This is a genomic window from Sphingopyxis sp. 10G20-10, from assembly GCF_057365075.1.
In genome coordinates this window covers 164,582-183,322 of the sequence record NZ_CP195117.1, presented here as the reverse complement: position 1 = coordinate 183,322, position 18,741 = coordinate 164,582, and the positions used below count along the sequence as shown (strand labels likewise).

Genomic DNA, 18,741 nt, shown 5'->3' with positions numbered 1-18,741 from the left:
GCAGATATGGCAACAGCGCTGGATACTGATTCGCACCGCGACCCGCAGGATGGCTGGAGCCTTCCCGCGTGGACCTATAGCGATCCCGACTTTTTCACTGCCGAACAGGCGCGCATTTTCCGCCCGAGCTGGCAGGTCGTCTGCCATGTCAGCGACATGCCGAACCGCGGTGACTGGCACAGCATTGATTATTGCGGAGAGAGCGTCATCGTCGTGCGCGATGAGGACGAGCATCTGCGCGCCTTTACCAATGTCTGTCGCCACCGTGGGTCGCGCTTGCTCGATGGGGCGAGTGGTTGTGCAAAAAAGCTGGTCTGTCCTTATCATGCCTGGACCTATGCCCTCGACGGGCGCCTGACCGGGGTGCCTGACAGCGCCAGCTATCCGACACTGAACCGCGCAAAATCGGGATTGGTGCCGGTCGATCTGGAGCTATGGCGCGGTTTTATCTTTGTGCGGCTGAGCGTTGATGGCGGTCCGTCGGTGGCCGATATGATGACGCCCTATGAACCCCAGATCGCCCCCTATCGGTTCGAGGAGCTTCGCGCGCTGGGCCGCGTCACGCTGCGTCCGCGCGACGTGAACTGGAAAAATGTCGGCGACAATTATTCGGATGGTCTCCACATTCCGGTTGCCCATCCCGGGCTGACCCGTTTGTTCGGAAAAAGCTATGGCGTCGAGGCCGAGGATCGGGTCGACCGCATGTGGGGCGATTTGATCGATCGCCCGTCGCTCAACTGGTCAGAGCGCATGTATCAGCGCCTGTTGCCCCCGGTCCCGCACCTGCCCGAGGCGAACCAGCGTCACTGGCTCTATTTCAAACTGTGGCCCAATGTCGCCTTTGACATCTATCCCGATCAGGTCGACTTCATGCAGTGGTTGCCGGTCAGTCCGACCGAATGTCTGATCCGCGAAATCAGCTATGTCCTGCCGGATGACCGCCGCGAAATGCGCGCGGCGCGTTATCTCAACTGGCGCATCAACCGTCAGGTCAATGCCGAGGACACAATGCTGATCACCCGCGTCCAGCAGGGCATGGCCTCGCAAAGCTTCACCATGGGGCCGCTCAGCGACAAGGAAGTGTGCCTCAAGCATTTCTGCAAGCGGATGCGTGACCTGATCCCAGAAGCGCGACAGGAGATGGCACCGCCAATGGGGTGGAGCAAGGCACGTGGATGATGTGGTCATCGTTGGCGGCGGCCCCGCCGGAATGGTCGTCGGTTTGTTGTTTGCGCGCGCCGGAGTGGCGGTGACGGTGCTGGAAAAACATGCCGATTTCCTGCGCGATTTTCGCGGCGACACGGTGCATCCATCGACGCTGGAGATATTTCACGACATTGGATTGCTCGACGCATTGCTAAAGGTTCCGCACGCGCGCGTTGATACGGCGACGCTTGACCTGCTTGGTTGGCGCTTCACCATCGCTACGCTCAAACATTTGCCGGTCGCCGCTCCCTATATTGCGATGATGCCACAATGGGATTTGCTCGATTTCATAGCCGCGCAAGCCAAGCGTTTCCCAACCTTCACGCTGCGTATGTCGACCGAGGCGACAGGACTATCCTATGATGATGCAGGCCGAGCCAATGGCGTGATTCTGGCCAGCGGCGAAACGCTGCCCGCTCGGCTGGTCATCGCCGCCGATGGTCGCCGGTCTGTGTTGCGCGATGCCGCCGAATTGCCGCTCGAAGATTTGGGCGCGCCGATGGATGTGCTCTGGTTCCGTATCCCGATGCCCGATGGGGAGGAGACTATGGATGTCCCACTGGGCAGCATCGACAAAAAGGGCATGGTCGTTGCCATCCCGCGCAGCGGATATTGGCAATGCGCGCGGATCATCGAAAAGGGCGCGTTTCCGGCCATCGAGGCCAAGGGCATTGCGGCGTTTCGCGACGATGTGGTCGCGCTTGCGCCAGGTCTGCGGGCGCAGATCAACGCCGTCGCCAGCTTTGGCGATGTGAAGTTGCTGACCGTTGCGTTGGACCGGTTGACGCGCTGGCACCGGCCGGGACTGCTTGCCATTGGTGATGCAGCCCATGCTATGTCGCCTGTCGGTGGTGTCGGCATCAACCTGGCGGTGCAGGACGCGGTGGCTGCCGCCAATGTTCTAGCTGCGCCACTTGCCGCTGGCGCTGATCCGGACCCGTTGCTGGCCCAAGTGCAGGCGCGGCGCTGGACACCGACACGGCGGATGCAGGCGTTGCAGCGTGCGGCACATCTGCGGGTGATCGAACCGATGCTGCGCGGTAAGGTCGACCATGTTCCCTTTGCCATCCGCCTGCTCAACCGCGTTCCGTTGCTCCGCCGCATCCCGGGCCGCATCATCGGTCTCGGCTTTGGCCGACAGCATGTTGAATCTCCGCTTGCCAAGGAATTTTTATGACCAAAAGCTATGACGCCCTGATCATCGGGGCGGGGCATAATGGCCTCGTCTGCGCCTTTTATCTGGCGCGTGCCGGGCTGAAGGTCCGCATTGTCGAGCGGCGTGATGTCGTCGGCGGAGCCGCGGTGACCGAGGAGTTTGCCCCGGGATTCAAAAATTCGGTGGCGAGCTATACGGTCAGCCTGCTCCAGCCCAAGGTCATCGCCGATATGCGGCTCGCCGATCATGGCTATCGCGTAATCGAGCGGCCGATCAGCAATTTCCTGCCGCAAGAAGATGGCGGCTATCTCAAGCTCGGCGGCGGCCTGGAACGCACACAGGCGGAGTTCCGCAAATTTTCGGACCATGATGCCGATGTGCTGCCCGCTTATTATGCTGCGCTCGAAAATGTTGCCGAAGTGTTGCGCGATCTGGCGTTGCGGGTTCCGCCAAATATGGGAGAGGGCCTGCGGACGCTGGTCGATGCGGCGCGGCAGGGGCGGAGGATGGCGGGGCTCAGCGTCGAACAGCAGCGCGATGTGCTCGACCTGTTCACCAAATCGGCGCGCACCATGCTCGATAGCTGGTTTGAAAGCGAAGCGGTCAAGGCGGCCTTTGGTTTTGACGCGGTTGTCGGCAATTATGCCAGCCCTGACACGCCGGGCAGCGCTTATGTCCTACTCCACCACGTCTTTGGCGAAGTGAACGGCAAGAAGGGCGCGTGGGGCCATAGCATCGGCGGCATGGGTAAAATCACCGATATCATGGCCAAAGTCTGCCGCGATCTGGGCGTCGAGATCAGCCTCGAAGCGCCGGTCGACAAGGTGCTTGTCGACGGCGGGAAGGCGGTTGGGGTCAGGCTGGAAAGCGGCGAGGAAATCGCGGCAGCGCGCGTCATTGCCAATGTCGGGCCCAAACTGTTGTACGAGCGGATGATGGACGCCACCGATCTGCCCTCCGACTTTCAGCGCCGGATCAAGGGCTTCAAGGCGGGCAGCGGCACGTTCCGGATGAATGTCGCGCTGTCCGAATTGCCGCGCTTTACCTGTTTGCCAGAACCCGGCGAGCATCATCAATCGGGGATCATCCTCGCCCCGACGCTTGATTATATGGACCGCGCGTTTCTGGATGCGAAGCAGTATGGCTGGTCGAAGGCACCGATTGTCGAGATGCTCATCCCCTCGACCGTCGATGACAGCCTGGCGCCCTCCGGTCAGCATGTGGCGAGCCTGTTTTGCCAGCAATTCGCGCCCAAGCTGCCTGATGGTCGCGACTGGGACGATGAAGAGGAAGCCGCCGCCGATTGCATCATCGACACGGTCGAACGCCACGCACCCGGCTTTCGCGCCAGCATCGTCGGCCAGACGCGGCTCAGCCCCAAGGAGCTTGAGCGCAAATTCGGGCTTGTTGGCGGCGACATCATGCACGGCAATATGACGCTCGACCAACTATGGTCGGCGCGGCCCGTGCTCGGCCATGGCGGTTATCGCGGGCCGGTGAAGGGTCTGTATATGTGCGGGGCGGGAACGCATCCAGGCGGCGGCGTGACCGGCGCGCCGGGGCATAATGCGGCAGAGGTTGTACTGCGCGACCGGCGATGGTTTGCCCCCAAATGGCAATAGGCGCATGAAAAAGGGACCGGACGTTTCCGCCAAGCCCCTCATTTACATGTTGTCGTGTCGGTCGATCAGAATTCGCGACTGACCTTGACCCCGATCAGCCGCGGGCGGATGACATTGTCATAAAAGACGCCGCCGGTGCCACTGACATTGCCGGGGTCGCCACAGATGGACTCGCCGCACTGGACGGCGCTGTTGATCACCCCATTACTGTCGAACAGGTTGGTGGCAAAAACCTCACCCTTCCAGCCTTCGCCTTTGACCCCGATGCTGAGGTCGACCGAATTATAGGCGCCGAAACTGCCGACGATGCCATTTTCAAAGATACGCAAATCCGACCGCCGCTTGCCGACACGATTGCCAGCGAGTTGGATATGGCCCTGCATCGTGCCGATGGGGAATTCATAGCGCGCGACCGCATTGCCCTTGAACTTCGCGGTGACGGGCAGGTCCGTGCCGGCGGGGGCTAGCAGCGAATTGGTCTGCCCCGGCGGGTTGATCGTGCAATCAAATTGCGGATTGGCAATGGCGCAGAAATCGCGACGGATCGTGGCGTCATTATAGCTGCCGCCGACATTGAGCGAGAAGCCACCCTGCCGGAAACCGACATCGAATTCGATGCCTCGGATGCGGGCGATACCCGCATTGCGAATTTCGGTCAGACCGTTGGCTCCCAGGAAGGAAAGCTGGATATTGTTCCAATCCTCCTGATAAACGGCGCCGTTGAACCGCACCGGACCAAAATTGGTTTTCCAGCCAAATTCATAATTGTCGAGCGTGTCGGGGCCATAGGGCGGCAGCGATCCGCGCCGGTTAATCCCGCCCGGACGGAATCCGCGCGACCAGGTGGCATAGATCAGCGCGTCGTCGTTGATCTTATAGGTCAGGTTCAGCTTGTGGATGAAGCCGGTGTCCTTGGTCCGCTTGTCGAGGTTGGTGCAGGGTGATCCCGCCACTTGCGCAGGGCCGAAACAGGCGGCTTCGCCTGTCCCGCTGCTGAAGCCAGCCGAATAGCCGAAAAAGCCGACAAGGCTGTTGTCGAATTTATACAAGCGCCCACCGCCGGTCAGTGTCAGCTGGTCGGTGATATCAAAGCTGAGTTCGCCAAAGGCCGCATAATCGCGGTCGACGCGCTTTTGCTTGGTCAGCCAGATATTGCTGTCGGTTCCGGTCACGGTGATCGAGTCGGCGATATTGTCGACGATGTAATTTTGTTCGATTAGGTGCGACTGACGCTGATAAAACAGCCCGCCAATGAAACGAATGCGGGCATCAGAAGGCGATGCAATCCGCGCCTCGGCGAAGTTGCGGCGATAGGTGTCCTGCCCGTCAATATATTGGTTGGGCGAAACCAGCGTGCCGTTATTGTCGTAAAAATAGGCACCATAGCCATAGATCGCATCATAGAAAAAGGCATAGTCCGAATAATCGAGCTGGGTTTCATCATGGCGCCGCAAATGGCCGCCGGTGACGGTCAGGTCCCAACTTCCGATCTTGCCCTCGATGGTCAGCGCCGCCTGTAGCCAGGCATCTTTGCTAGTTTCGGGGTTATATTGGACGGTCTGCAGTTTGCCGTTGACCGCGCTCGACCGTTCCTGAGCGAAACTGCCATCGGCCTTTTGAATTTGCCCCATCAAGGTCGGGCGCAGTGTCCAATTGTCATCAAGCTCGATCCCCAGAGCGAGGCGCGCGCCATAGGTGTCGACCTCATTATAATTTTTCTCGACAAAGGCGTCGTTATTCTGGGTTATGCCCGATGTCGGATAGGTCCGTGACCCCGCAACATTGTCGATAAAGCCCGCGTCATGGCGATACCAGCCGACCAAGCGGAGCGCCGCGCGCTCGCCCAGCGGGGCGTTGATAAAGCCTTCGGCCACGCCGCCAATGCCGCCATGGGCGACGCTGTTGAGTTCCAGCCCCATCTCGCCATAGGTGCTGCTGTAATCGGGCTTGTTGGTGATCAGCTTGAGCGTACCCGCCATCGAACTGGCGCCATAAAGCGTGCCCTGCGGTCCGGCGAGTGCCTCGACGCGCGCCATGTCATAGGTGTGAATGTCGAGCGCGCCCTGAATCGTCGTGATCGGCATTTCGTCAAGATAGGTGCCGACGGTCGGCAGCGAGGCCGAGTGGTTGGCATTCTCTCCCGATGCAACGCCGCGGAAATAAATCTGGGAAAAACCAGGGGAAATTGTCTGGATCGTCACCGACGGCAGGAATTTGACGACGTCGGAAAACTCGTTGACTTGTAACTGGCTCAGCTTTTCATTGCCGATGGCGGTGATGGCCAAAGGCACATCCTGCAAATTCTGTTCGCGCTTGCTTGCGGTGACGACGATGTCCTGATCATCCTTGGCCGCCGATGACTGTGCCAGCGCCGTGCCGGATGTGCACAATATCGTGCTTCCCAGCAATATCGTACCGGTGCGTGCCGCTATGTGCCTGAAGTTTCGCATGAGCCCCTCTCCTATATATCTTTATAAGAGCATCTTGCCGTGCTGTCGGACAAGAACAAGCTATGTTCGCCGATAGGAGAGGCTGTTAGTCGAAAATTTCGCCCGCTGTTGCCAAAAAGCAACGAAATTCGAAGAATATGATCCTTAAAGACCTGCCGGAACGACCGGATAGGCGTTGAGTACCGGCCCCAACGCGGCGCATAGCGGGCTAAGCCAGTCCTCATAGGGCTGCCACTGGCCGACGCCATCGCGATTGATCGGGCGGCGCACCTGTTCGCTTGATGCGGTGCGTACCGCGCGTTCATTGGCGTAAAAGCTAAGGCAGGCTTCCTCGAACGGCTGGTCCAGATAGGCCAGCATCGCCCGCACTTCGGCTTCGGGGTCGTCGAGCAGCGCTTCGTGGATGACGCGGTGTATCCGCCCGGGCTGCACCGCATCGACATGCGCCATCAGGCGGACATAGTCGCGATAATAGCGCCCCATATCCTCCAGCCGGTAACTGAATGCCTGTCCCTTGGCATAATGCTGGCGGAAATTGGAAAAGCAGCAATCGAGGGGATGGCGGCGCGCGTCGATGATTTTTGCATTGGGCAGGATTAACCGGATGAGTGGCACATAGAGCCAGTTGTTGGGCAGTTTATCGAGATAAAAGGGCTTGTCTGTCTTGCGCTGCACCTGCGTCCGGCGAAGAAAGGCCGCGCCCATTTCTGCGAGCCTTTCGGGGGGAGCTTCGGCAATCGCTGCGACCCAGTTGCGTCCATGGCCCTGTGTTTCGCGGCCCAACCCCAGCGCAATCGCAGGGATATCGGGCAACTCCATCGTCCCCTCTATCGCCGAATGGCTCGCCAATATTTGCTCGACCAGCGTCGACCCTGCGCGCGGCATACCGAGGATGAAGATGGGATCGGGCGTCGGATTGCCCTGGTTCACGCGGTCTGCAAAAAAGGCGGCGTCGGCGGTTGCAATGACCTGATCGACCTGTGCGCTGGTGTCGTCAGCGCGATAGTCGAGCTGGCGGGCGCGGATGGCATTGCCTGCGGCATAATGATCGAAAGACGCGGCATGTTCGCCGGCATTGCCGAACGCCTTGCCGAGTGCGAAATGCAGGTGCAGCCGATCCTCATCGCGAGCGCTGTCATCGCTGTCGATCTTGTCCAGCGCCTCAAGCATCGCTGCGCGGTCAGACTCGTCAAAACGGATCGTCTTCAGATTGGCGAGGCTCCACCACAATTCACCAAGACCGGGCTCGTTTGCTAGCGCGTGGCGATAGGCGGCGATGCTGTCATCAAGGCGGCCCACGGTTTTGAGCATATGGCCATAACTCATCCACAACTTGGCATGATCGGGGAAGCGTTGGGTCAGTTCGGCATAGAGCGCAATTGCTTCGTCATAGCCGCCAATGCGGCCCAGCGCGGCGGCTTTCAGATTGGCGTGCGCGGGGTTGTCGGGATCATCGCCCAGCACCTGATCCAGCGTTTCCACGGCTTCTGCATGGCGGTTTTGCTTATAATATACCGTCGCCAGATTGGCGCGTGCGGCACCGAATCCGGGTGCCAGTTCCAGCGCGCGACCGAGCAGCTTTTCGGCGTCGCCATAGCGCCCGATGCGCCCCGCGACTTCGGCGAGCATACGGATAGCGGCGACATCGGTCGCGTCGCTTTTTAGCCGCGCACGCAGCGCCGCCTCGGCATCTGGGATGCGGTTTTCGGCCAGCGCGAGTGCGGCAGCGATCATGTCTTCATCATAAATGGCGGCGCTGACAGCGGCCAGTGAGGCGGCCTGTGCTTCTCTTTCACGCCCCAGCTTGCGTAGCGCGTGCGCCGCCAGCCGATGCGCCTCGGCCAGCGTCGGGAGCGTTTCGATAATCGCTTGCGCTTGTGCCAGCGCGGCGGCGGGCTGATCTGCCGACAAGCGGCGCGTATTGCTCAGCGCAGCGTCGGGTGTGACACCCGCGTTCGCAGCGTTCGTGTCGTTCACCCTTTCGCCCGCGCTTTGGCGACGGCATCGCGCAATCCGGCATAGCCCAACTGGCCTTGCATCAGTTGATCACCGATGATCCAGGTCGGCGTGGCATTGAGCTGCAACTGCTGGGCGATGGCGATATTGCTGTCGAGTTCGCGTTGCAGCAGCGCTCGATTGCCGGTGGCATCGGCGCTGCCGTCGGTCACTACGCCCACCTTGGCGGCTACCGCCTTGATCGCGGCGCTATCAAGCGACGGACTTGCGAACATGGCATGGTGAAAGGCATCATATTTGCCCTGTCGTGCTGCCGCCAGCGCCATCAACGCGGCATCGCGGCTTTGCGGCGCGATGATCGGTAGTTCGCGGAAGATGACTTTAACGCGCTTATCCTCGCGCAGCAGCCGGTCGATATCGGGGACGCTAGCGCGGCAGAATACGCAGGCATAGTCGGTAAACACGACGACATTTACATCGCCATTGATGTTACCCGCCCACGCCCCGGCATAGGGCTTTTCGAGCGCTGGACGAATGGCGTCGATTGCCTTGGCTACTTGATTGGCCTGATGTGCCTCAAGCGCCTGCGGAATAATTTCGGGGTGATCATGAATATAGCTGGCCACGATCGTCTCGACCTCGCCGCGGTTCATTCCTCCACCAAAGCGGCCCCCGAGCCAGAAAGAGCCGGCGATCAGAACCAGCATCCCGACAATCGTGGCGGTCCAGCGCAACGCCGACATTTGCGGGATTGTAAATGTCGCAGATCCTGTGATGGCGGGCTGTGCAGCGGCATGACTGGCCACAGCAGCACGTTTCGCAGATGGCGGCGCGGCTTTCACCGTCTCGGGTTCCGAAACCGTTTTGGCGGTGGATTTTGCCGCCGGTGTAGACGGGATGCCACTCTCACGCGTGAACAGCGGCAGGTCCGGCGCAGCGGGTTTGGTAGTGGCTGAGGCTTGCTCGCGTTCCAGAAGTTGATCGAGTCCCGATTGCGGGGGTGTCGGTTCTGCCGGGCGTAACTTGCTTGCCGCTTCTTCCAAATTACTCTTGCCTGCCTCGGCGAGTGTGCCAATCCCGGTGCGTGTCTTGTCCGCGACGGCACCCATGCCACGACCAAGCCCGCGTTTTGTGTCCCCCGCAACCTTTGCAACCTTGTCGCCCAGCGCCATTTTCTGCCACAGACTTCTGCTTGCCGCCCCAATGCTACGCCCCCCCCGCGCTGTCATGCGCCCAAGGGTGACGGCGGTTTCTTTGGTCAGCGCAGCGCTCCGCTGAGCCACGACGCCAGTGCGGCGGGGAATTTCCAGCGCGGCCACACGGCCGGGCACATCAGCGCGATCACCGATGCGGATCGTCCAGTCGGCAAAAGCACTGCTGATTTGGCGCAGATTCTGCCACAGGCTTTTCGCTCCCGATTTCAGCTTCTCTGGCGAAGGCGGGCGCGGCTTGGTTGTCGCTTCATCGGCGGGATAGCGCGAGACATCGATGCCGATCGGTGGCTGGTCATCAGGCTTGGCCAGGCCTTCGCCAGGCTTGGCGTCGCTTGCCGTCCCTTTTTTGGGTGCAACCGGATGCGATGCGGAGTCGGGATCGCGCAACCATGGCTGGTAATATTCGTCGCTCTTGTCGTTCACTGTTGCCCTCGCACGTCGCCCGCAATGCAATGCGGATCGAAACATGCATCGACTCTACCGCCGTTTGCGTTCCTGTTCCACCTCGGTGCGGGCGACCATGGAAATATCCTGTGCACGGATCCAGTCGGGAGAGCCTTCGGGTAAGCCGCGCATAGCCATATCTGCATTGCGCAGCGCCAACGACGCCTGTCCACCCTCCAGTTGGTAGCGTTCAGCCGAAGCGAGCGCCGCGCGCGGTTGATCGCCCTGTTGGGCATAGACGATGCCCAATTGATACCAGGCAAAGGGATTTTCATTGTCGAGCGCGACGGCGGTTTTCAGCACCCGTCCCGCTTCAGCGAAGTTGGCGGGGTCTTCGGTCGCGATCAGCGCATGGCCCAGCAGGGCACTAATCAGCGGCTGCGAGTGCGAATTGGCGACCGCCTTGCGCAAAGGTGCGATGGCGTCCTTTGGACGTCCCGATTCGAGCAGGACCTGACCGTCAAGCTCCAGAAAATAAGGGTCTTCGGGGTCAATCGCGATCAGCGCATTGACCTCATCAAGCGCCTTCTGCGGGTACGCGCTTTTGTGCCAGGCATAGGCGCGGGCATAATGCGCGGGCACGCTCTGGTCGCTTTCGGGATAGGTCCGCAATGTCTTGGCGGGCTCTGCAACAAAGCCGACCAGCTTGGCTTTGACACGTTGAAACCGCTTTTCCAGTGCTGGGTCACTTGGTTTGTCCCATGCCGGATCGACGACATAAACCTCGCGCAGCGCCTGAATGCGGTCGCCCGATAGGGGATGAGTCCGGCTATAGGTCTCGTCATCATCCTGTTTCACCGCATAGCGGAATTCCAGATTTTGCAGTTTTTTGAAGAAGGCGAGGCTGCCTTTGCCGCTGATTCCAGCTTTGGAAAGATATTGTGCCCCGGCGGCGTCGGCGGTGGCCTCTTGCACTCGTGTAAAGGCCAGAAACTTGCCCATCGCTGCCTGTTGCCCCGCCATCATGATGCCCATCCCGGCTTCACCTGCGCCTGCTGCGGCGGCGGCGGCACCAAGTAGCAAACTGAGCAGGGATATGCCGGTGGCCTTTTTGGCACCCTCGTTCACACGAATGGCATGGCCACCCATGATATGACCGAGCTCGTGCGCCAAAACGCCTTGCACTTCATTGGCGCTGTCCGCGGCCTCGATCAGACCGCTGTGAACATAGATATCTTGGCTGCCAGCGACAAAGGCGTTGATACTGGGGTCGGCAAGCAGATGGACGCGGACCTGTCCGGCACGCAGTCCCGCAGCCACCGTTATCGGGTCCATCATGTCCTGGAATAGCGCTTCGGTCTCTGCATCGCGCAGGATGGATTGCGCCATCACCGGGCGTGCCGCCAAGGCAAACACGGCAAGGACCATCAATATCATGCGCGACATCAGGCGCCAGCCGCCGGTCTGAACGACAGTATGCGAAGAGGTTAATCTCATGGGCTGATATGTGGTGCCGTGCGCCTGAACCGCAAGTGAAGCAGCAATGAAGCTTGCAGGGTCAGGCACACGGCATCGCGCATCACTTAATCGCCAAAGGTTCGCTGCCACCAGCCACGTCGGGGTGACCCATCGCTGTCGGCTTCGTCGCCGTTGGCATCGCTGGCTACGGTTTCGGCCTTGCGCTTCGGTGCGCGAGCGGCCTTCGCTTTGGTTGGTGCGGATGGAGCGGTTTCGGTCGCCGGTTCGGCTTTAGCCATGGTCTCGGCTTCTGGTTCGGCGACCTTGCGGCTCCGGCTTGCGCGCTTGCGCGGAGCGGGTTTAGCCTTCGCTTCAGCCACATCGTCCGCAGGGACCTCGGCCTCAGCGGTAGGACTGGCTTCGGCCTTCGCTTCGGCGGCGGCATCCTCGGTACTTGCCTTGGCCTTGCGCGGCGCGCGGCGGCGCTTTGGCTTTTCCTCGGCGGCCGGAGCGTCGGCCTCTGTCGTTGCTTCGGTTGAAGCGTCAGCAGGGGTGACGGGCTCGCTTGCTTCGGGTGCGTTTTCGCTTTCACCCTCTGCAGCGGCCATGCTCTCGCCTCTTGGCTTGCGACCGCGGCCACCACGGCGGCGGCGCGGCTTGGCGGGCGCTTCGGCTTCGTCGCCGTCGGTCGTGCCGTCGACGCCATCGGACTTGGCGGGCGCCTCGGCTTGTTCCCCGGACCGGCCATCTTCGCCAGCCTCATCGGTGCCGCTTGCTTCGCCATCGCGGCGGCCACGGCGCCCGCGCCGACGGCGCTTGCGCCGTTTGCGACCGTCGCCTTCACCGTCACTATCATCGCCGTCCTTGCGTCCGGAACGCTCTGTCGCCTCTTCTTCTTCCTCATCATCGACGATATCGTCATCATCATCGTCTTCTAGGGCAACGATAGGGGCAAAGTTACGGGCGGCCACAGGTGGGGGACCCGACACTTCGACAGCCATCCGGGCACCTTCGATCTCGCCATCGGGCAAGATTTCGACGATCACACCATAAAGATCTTCAATCTCGCGCAATTCGCGGCGCTTTTCATTGAGAAGATAGAAGGTCGCTTCCTGGCTGGCGCGCAATGTGATGCGGCTGCCCTTGCCGCGTGCGGCCTCTTCCTCGATCAGGCGCAGCGCCGACAGACCTGCCGAAGAGGCGGTGCGGACAAGTCCAGTGCCTTCGCAATGCGGGCAGGGCCGGGTCGATGCTTCGAGCACGCCGGTGCGTAGGCGCTGACGGCTCATTTCCATCAGACCAAAGCCAGATATGCGACCGATCTGGATGCGCGCGCGATCATTTTTCAGCGCGTCTTTCATCGCCCGTTCGACTTTGCGGACGTTCGAGCCATGATCCATGTCGATGAAATCGATCACGACCAGTCCGGCCATATCGCGCAGGCGTAATTGACGGGCGATTTCGTGCGCGGCTTCCAAATTGGTATTGAGCGCGGTCTGTTCGATATTATGTTCGCGCGTCGACCGGCCCGAGTTGATGTCGATCGAGACCAAGGCTTCGGTCGGGTTGATCACCAGATAGCCGCCCGATTTTAGCTGGACGACCGGATTGAGCATCGCGGCCAGTTGGTCTTCGACGCCATAGCGTTGATAGAGTGACACCGGATCGGCATATTGTTTGACCCGCCGCGCGTGGCTCGGCATCAGCAATTTCATGAACTGCTTGGCAGCGCGATAGCCATCTTCGCCTTCGACCAGCACTTCTTCGATCTCGCGGTGGTAAATATCGCGGATCGCACGTTTGACCAGATCGCTATCGGTATGGATCAGGGCAGGCGCGCTCGACCCCAGCGTATTATCGCGAATCTCGTCCCATAGTCGCGCCAGATAGTCGAAATCGCGTTTGATTTCGGTCTTGGTGCGCGACATGCCGGCGGTGCGGACAATACAGCCCATCGTTGGCGGCAGATTCATCTCGTCGATCATTGCTTTCAGCTTGCGACGATCGGCGCCATTGGAAATCTTGCGACTGATGCCGCCACCATGCATTGTGTTGGGCATCAAGACGCAATAGCGTCCGGCGAGGCTCAGATAGGTGGTCAGCGCCGCGCCCTTGTTCCCGCGTTCTTCCTTGACGACCTGCACCAGCATCACCTGACGGCGGCGGATCACATCCTGAATCTTGTAGCGGCGGCGCAGCGACATGCGATTGTCGCTGTTTTCATCGTCGCGGCGTCCGCGCCCGCGGCCGCCCTTGCGCCCGTTGCGCTGGCCACGGCGACGGCGTCCGCCGCGCTCGCCCTTATTGTCTTCTGTTGCGCTGTCTTCGGACGATTCTTCGTCACCGTCATCGCTGCCATTGGTTTCGGCGTCGCCATTGTCATCGCTGTCACCATGATCGTCATCGTCATGATCATGGCCTTGCACATCCTCGACATCGCCTTCCAGCTCGTCGAGGTCATCTTCGGCGCGCATCGCGGCTTCGGCCGCATGTTCGGCCTCTTCGCGCAGCAAAGCGTCGCGATCCTCCTTGGGAATCTGGTAATAGTCCGGGTGAATTTCGCTGAATGCCAGAAATCCGTGGCGATTGCCGCCATATTCGACGAACGCCGCTTGCAGCGACGGTTCGACGCGCGTGACTTTGGCCAGATAGATATTGCCCTTGAGCTGCTTTCGCTCAGCGGACTCGAAATCAAACTCCTCGATGCGGTTTCCTTTGATGACGGCAACGCGGGTTTCTTCCCGGTGCCGCGCATCGATCAACATGCGCGTGCTCATTATGATAACTCCTAGCGCGCCCTGGCGCGCCAATTAAACGAGCCGCAGCCGTCCCGAACGGAAGGCTGCGGTCAAATGTGGTGAATCGAAAAAATGCGTTATTACCGCGCAAAGACTGCCCCCGACGACGCTGATATGCGTCTGAATCTCGGGCGCGCATACGGTCTTCTGTCACAGCGACCATGTGGGCAAAGCTGCCCGCGTCGCGGAATGAAGAGAGCATGGCAAGCCTCATGCGGCATCAACCTGTTACGGGGTGACCGGACTGCAACAGAGCCCCTGAATCGGAAATCTCTGCCGCACCCGATCATCCGGGTGGGCTGGCGGCAGGTTGCCATTTCCATCTGTCCGGCACCAAGGCTGTCGCATATCCCACGTGGATTTGGCGACTGTCCCCTCAAAAGGCCGGCGCAGCATCAAACGACACCGTCAGCGATGTGGTGCTAGCATCGGCAAGGTCAGACGGCAACTAAAACAACCGCATGACGCCGTCAGTATGGATGCACAGGCAGTCGGTGCCGGTCTAATATGGTGAATCTTTCTTTAACCACGCCGATTGACGGGCGTTTGATACCCGATGGCTAACAGCATGTTCACCGCATTTTTTCGCGTTGGAGCCTGCATGTTTGCGAATCTTTACTGGACCAGTCGCTGTATTTCTCGGCATAAAGGCCTCATGACCGGGCTTTTGTTCCTGCTGTTGTCACTGCTGTCACCTTCGGCTGCGCTTGCCGGCAACATCGGCGCCATCGAAGTGCGCGATTCGAAAGTCATTGTGCACTTTGATGATCTTGTGGCGGGCGCGTCGGCGATCATGCTGGCTGGGCCTAACCGGGTTGCGGTTGATATTTCGGGGGCGCGCAAGGGGCCTTCGCCGATCGCTGGCGGACTTGTTCGTGCGGTTCGTCAGGGGCAGCGCGATCACGATACCGCGCGCGTGGTCCTCGACCTTGACCGGCCCGCCGTTATTTCGGACGGACATTTTGCCGCCGACGGGCGCAGTTTGACGCTGTCGTTACGCGAAGTGTCGGCGGACGAGTTTCAGCGCGCGGCGCGCACCCCCCGCCTGGAATTGCAGCCTCCGGCGCAGTTTCGTGCCAAGCCACCCGCTAAACATTATAGCGTAACGGTCCCGATCGGAGCGCCCAAGTCGGCGTTACCACTGCCGCCGATCCAGGGGCCGGACAACAGCCGCTTGCCACTGGTGGTCATTGATGCCGGGCATGGCGGGCATGATCCGGGGGCAATCTCGCCGCAAAGCGGCCGGCAGGAAAAGAATATCACCCTCGCCATTGCGCGCGCGATTCGCGACGACTTGCTCGCTTCCGGTCGGGTGCGTGTTGCGCTCACCCGCTCCGATGATCGCTATTTGGTGCTCGAGGAACGATTCGGGATCGCCCGCCGGTTAAAGGCGGATCTGTTCATTTCGATCCATGCTGATTCCGCCGAGAATCTGGATGCCCGGGGCGCTTCGGTTTATACTTTGTCCGAAGTTGCCTCTGACCGTGAAGCCGCAAAACTCGCGTCGCGAGAGAATAAGGCGAATATTATCAATGGGGTCGATCTGGGCGCGCACAGCAGTGACGTGTCATCGATTCTGCTCGACCTTACCCAGCGCGAAACCATGAATGTGTCATCCGATTTCGCCCGACTGCTTCAGCGCAAAGCGGGTTCGGCGGTGCATTTCAGGACCGACGGACACCGTTTTGCGTCCTTCGTTGTTCTCAAATCGCCCGACACGCCGTCCGTCCTGTTTGAAACCGGCTTTATCTCCAACGTCGACGACGCCGACTTTCTGGCATCGCGCGCGGGGCAGAAAAAGGTGGCGCGCGGGGTCAGTGATGCCGTGCAAGCTCATTTCGCGAGACAGATAGCCGGACGGTAACCTGTCGCGCTTCACCGCACTGCTTGTGATCCGACGCTTCCCTTTCCCATAGACAGGCTTTAGAGGCGGGCAACTATGGTCGCCGATACCCCGACATATTTTCGATTGCGCCTGCGCCGCGATGGCACGGCGGTGCGCCATTGGTTCGCCGACAGCTGGGCGAAGCGCTGGTTCCGCTGGATCGTCTGGCTGGCGCTCGCGGGGCTGCTCTGTTTGGCCCTTCTGTGGCTGATTTTTGCCCGCGACCTGCCGTCGGTCGATCAATTGCGCACCTATGAGCCGCCGCTGCCGACGATGGTGCGCGATGCCACCGGTGTACCTGTCCACAGCTATGCGCGCGAACGTCGCGTCCAGCTGGAATATAGCGAATATCCGCAATTGCTTGTCCGCGCCTATCTGGCTGCCGAGGACCGCACTTTTTTTGAACATGGCGGGATCGACTATCCGGGCATTGCCAGCGCGATCTGGAGCAATTTGCGCAACGATGGCCGCCCGATCGGGGCATCGACCATCACCCAGCAAGTCGCCAAAAACCTGCTGCTGACCAACGAGGTCAGCTATACCCGCAAGATCAAGGAAGCGATTCTCGCCAAGCGGATCGAGGCGGCGTTGAGCAAGGAGCAGATCCTTGAGCTTTACCTCAACGAGATTCCTCTTGGTCGCCGCAGCTTTGGCGTTCAGGCGGCCTCGCGCGCCTATTTCAACAAGGATGTCGATCAGCTGAAGCTGCACGAAATGGCGTTTCTGGCCATTTTGCCCAAGGCGCCCGAAACCTATGGCCGGTCGCGCAACGCTGCCAAAGCCATGACACGGCGCAATTTTGTTCTGAACGAGATGTTCCGCAACGGGTGGATTACGAAGGCACAGCGCGATGCCGCCCAAGCGCAGCCGCTAGGCCTGTCAGAGAGCGGCAATCGCGCAGTGGCACAGGTTGGCGGCTATTATATGGAAGCGGTGCGGCGTCAGTTGATCGCCGACTTTGGCGAAACCGCCGCCGATGGGCCGCACAGCGTTTATGCCGGCGGGCTTTGGGTGCGCACCCCTTATGATGGCAAGATGCAAAAGGCAGCGGCCAATGCCCTGCGCCGCGGCCTGATCGGTTACGACCGGGGCAAAGGTTGGTCTGGACCGATCGCGACGATCGAGGCCGATGACAAATGGCAAAGCCGTCTCGCCTCCAGCTATATCGGGGTCGATTATGACGGCTGGCGGATCGCCGCTGTTCTGTCGAAAACCGGCAGCGACGCGCGCATCGGATTTTCCGATGGCAGCATCGGTCGTCTGCCCGCGAGCGCCGCAACCATGGGCTATCGCAAGCGCGGCACCAGCGCCTTTGTTGCGATGAAGCCCGGCGACCTGATTGCGGTCAAGGCGATCGGCAAGGGCGTTTATGCGCTGCGTAACATTCCCGAAGTGTCGGGCGGGATGATGGTCGAAAGCCCCCATTCGGGCCGCGTCTATGCGATGCAGGGCGGATTCGACGTGCGCCTGTCATCATTCAACCGCGCCGTGCAGGCAGAGCGCCAGCCGGGATCGACGATCAAGCCTTTTGTTTATGCGACCGCGCTCGACAATGGCATGACCCCCGCGACGTTGATCGTCGATGGACCCTTTTGCGTCTATCAGGGCGCAAGTTTGGGCAATAAATGTTTCAAGAATTTCGGCGGCGCGCGCGGAACCGGTGAACATACGATGCGCTGGGGCCTCGAACAGTCGCGCAACCTGATGACGGTCAAAGCCGCCAGCCAGATCGGCATGGAACCCATCGTCAACACGATTCGGACCATGGGAATCGGCGAGCATCCGCCCTATTTGTCGACCGCGTTGGGTGCCGGATCGACGACAGTCGAGCGGCTGGTCAACGCTTATGCGATGCTCGCCAACCATGGCCGCGAGCTCAAACCGCGGATTATCGATTATGTTCAGGACCGGCGCGGCAAGGTGATTTTGCCAGCCAATTGGAAGCCTTGTGAAGGGTGCAACAGCGAAGATTGGGATGGTCGTCCGATGCCGCGCTTTACGCCTAGCGGCAAACAGCTGATGGATCCGATGACCGCTTACCAAGTCATCCATATGCTCGAAGGCGTGGTGAAACGCGGGACGGCGCAGCGCCTGCGTGACCTGAATGTCCCGCTGTTCGGCAAGACCGGCACGACCTCTGGGCCAAAGGATGTCTGGTTCATGGGCGGCACGCCCGATGTCGTCGCCGGTGTCTATGTCGGATATGATACGCCGCGCAATATGGGCGGCTATGCCCAAGGCGGCAGCCTCGCCGCCCCGATTTTCAAGCAATTTTTCCTCGATGCGCTGGCCGACCGTCAGCCGATTCCCTTTACCGCACCGCGTGGTATCCGCATGGTCCGCATCGATCGCCAGTCGGGCCGCCGCGTGTATGGCAGCTGGCCGAGTGACGAACCCAAGGCTGCGATTATCTGGGAAGCTTTCAAGCCCGAAAGCGAACCGCGCCGCACGATCCGCGAAGATGAAATCAAGGATCGCAAGCCTGCCAAGGAGGAAGGGCCGGCGAAGAAAGGCCCCGCACGGCGCAGCGACAGCGAGTTCCTGGAAGACCGGGGCGGCATCATCTGATTGCCGACCCAGCGCTTTCCCTTCGTGCCGTCAGGCTTTAGGGA

10 protein-coding genes are annotated in these 18,741 nt (G+C 60.5%); 5 read left to right on the top strand and 5 right to left on the bottom strand.

From position 1 onward, the window contains the following. The first annotated feature begins 6 nt into the window (after positions 1–6). Genes ACR3XE_RS00855 through ACR3XE_RS00845 form a run of 3 tightly spaced genes read left to right on the top strand, consistent with a single transcriptional unit; the run spans position 7 to position 3,984 of the window. Positions 7–1,179, top strand: a complete 1,173-nt coding sequence (locus ACR3XE_RS00855; protein WP_486185843.1) for an aromatic ring-hydroxylating oxygenase subunit alpha — start codon at positions 7–9, stop codon at positions 1,177–1,179. Further along, positions 1,172–2,383, top strand: a complete 1,212-nt coding sequence (locus ACR3XE_RS00850) for an FAD-dependent oxidoreductase (protein WP_473699447.1) — start codon at positions 1,172–1,174, stop codon at positions 2,381–2,383. The genes ACR3XE_RS00855 and ACR3XE_RS00850 overlap by 8 nt, the downstream gene beginning before the upstream one ends. Next, positions 2,380–3,984 carry a phytoene desaturase family protein gene (locus tag ACR3XE_RS00845; protein ID WP_473699448.1) on the top strand — a complete coding sequence of 535 codons (1,605 nt, stop codon included), beginning with the start codon at positions 2,380–2,382 and terminating at the stop codon, positions 3,982–3,984. Before ACR3XE_RS00850 ends, ACR3XE_RS00845 begins: the two co-directional genes overlap by 4 nt. Before the next feature lie 65 nt (positions 3,985–4,049). On the opposite strand, the gene ACR3XE_RS00840 is transcribed toward ACR3XE_RS00845, so the two are convergent. The 5 genes from ACR3XE_RS00840 to ACR3XE_RS00820 form a co-directional block, all read right to left on the bottom strand. Continuing rightward, the gene (locus ACR3XE_RS00840; protein ID WP_473699449.1) at positions 4,050–6,434 is read right to left on the bottom strand and encodes a TonB-dependent receptor; all 2,385 of its coding nucleotides are present in this window, start codon (positions 6,432–6,434) and stop codon (positions 4,050–4,052) included. Between the two features lie 144 nt (positions 6,435–6,578). Further along, positions 6,579–8,168, bottom strand: coding sequence for a sulfotransferase family protein (locus ACR3XE_RS00835; RefSeq protein WP_486186035.1), 1,590 nt, complete (start codon positions 8,166–8,168; stop codon positions 6,579–6,581). A gap of 239 nt (positions 8,169–8,407) precedes the next feature. After that, on the bottom strand, positions 8,408–10,027 hold the full coding sequence (locus ACR3XE_RS00830) for a DsbA family protein (RefSeq protein ID WP_486185842.1): 1,620 nt from the start codon (positions 10,025–10,027) through the stop codon (positions 8,408–8,410). Between the two features lie 54 nt (positions 10,028–10,081). Next, a complete protein-coding gene (locus tag ACR3XE_RS00825) occupies positions 10,082–11,434 on the bottom strand; it encodes a M48 family metalloprotease (RefSeq protein WP_473700271.1) in 1,353 nt (450 codons plus the stop codon). A gap of 137 nt (positions 11,435–11,571) precedes the next feature. Next, on the bottom strand, positions 11,572–14,223 hold the full coding sequence (locus ACR3XE_RS00820; RefSeq protein ID WP_473699451.1) for an Rne/Rng family ribonuclease: 2,652 nt from the start codon (positions 14,221–14,223) through the stop codon (positions 11,572–11,574). Positions 14,224–14,899: 676 nt separating this feature from the next. On the opposite strand from ACR3XE_RS00820, the gene ACR3XE_RS00815 reads away from it, so the two are divergent. Together ACR3XE_RS00815 and ACR3XE_RS00810 are read left to right on the top strand one after the other, a co-directional pair. Next, positions 14,900–16,108: an N-acetylmuramoyl-L-alanine amidase gene (locus ACR3XE_RS00815; protein ID WP_486185841.1), complete on the top strand. Its 1,209-nt coding sequence runs from the start codon at positions 14,900–14,902 to the stop codon at positions 16,106–16,108. 75 nt (positions 16,109–16,183) lie between these two features. Next, positions 16,184–18,697, top strand: a complete 2,514-nt coding sequence (locus ACR3XE_RS00810) for a penicillin-binding protein 1A (RefSeq protein ID WP_473699453.1) — start codon at positions 16,184–16,186, stop codon at positions 18,695–18,697. Positions 18,698–18,741 lie beyond the last annotated feature (44 nt).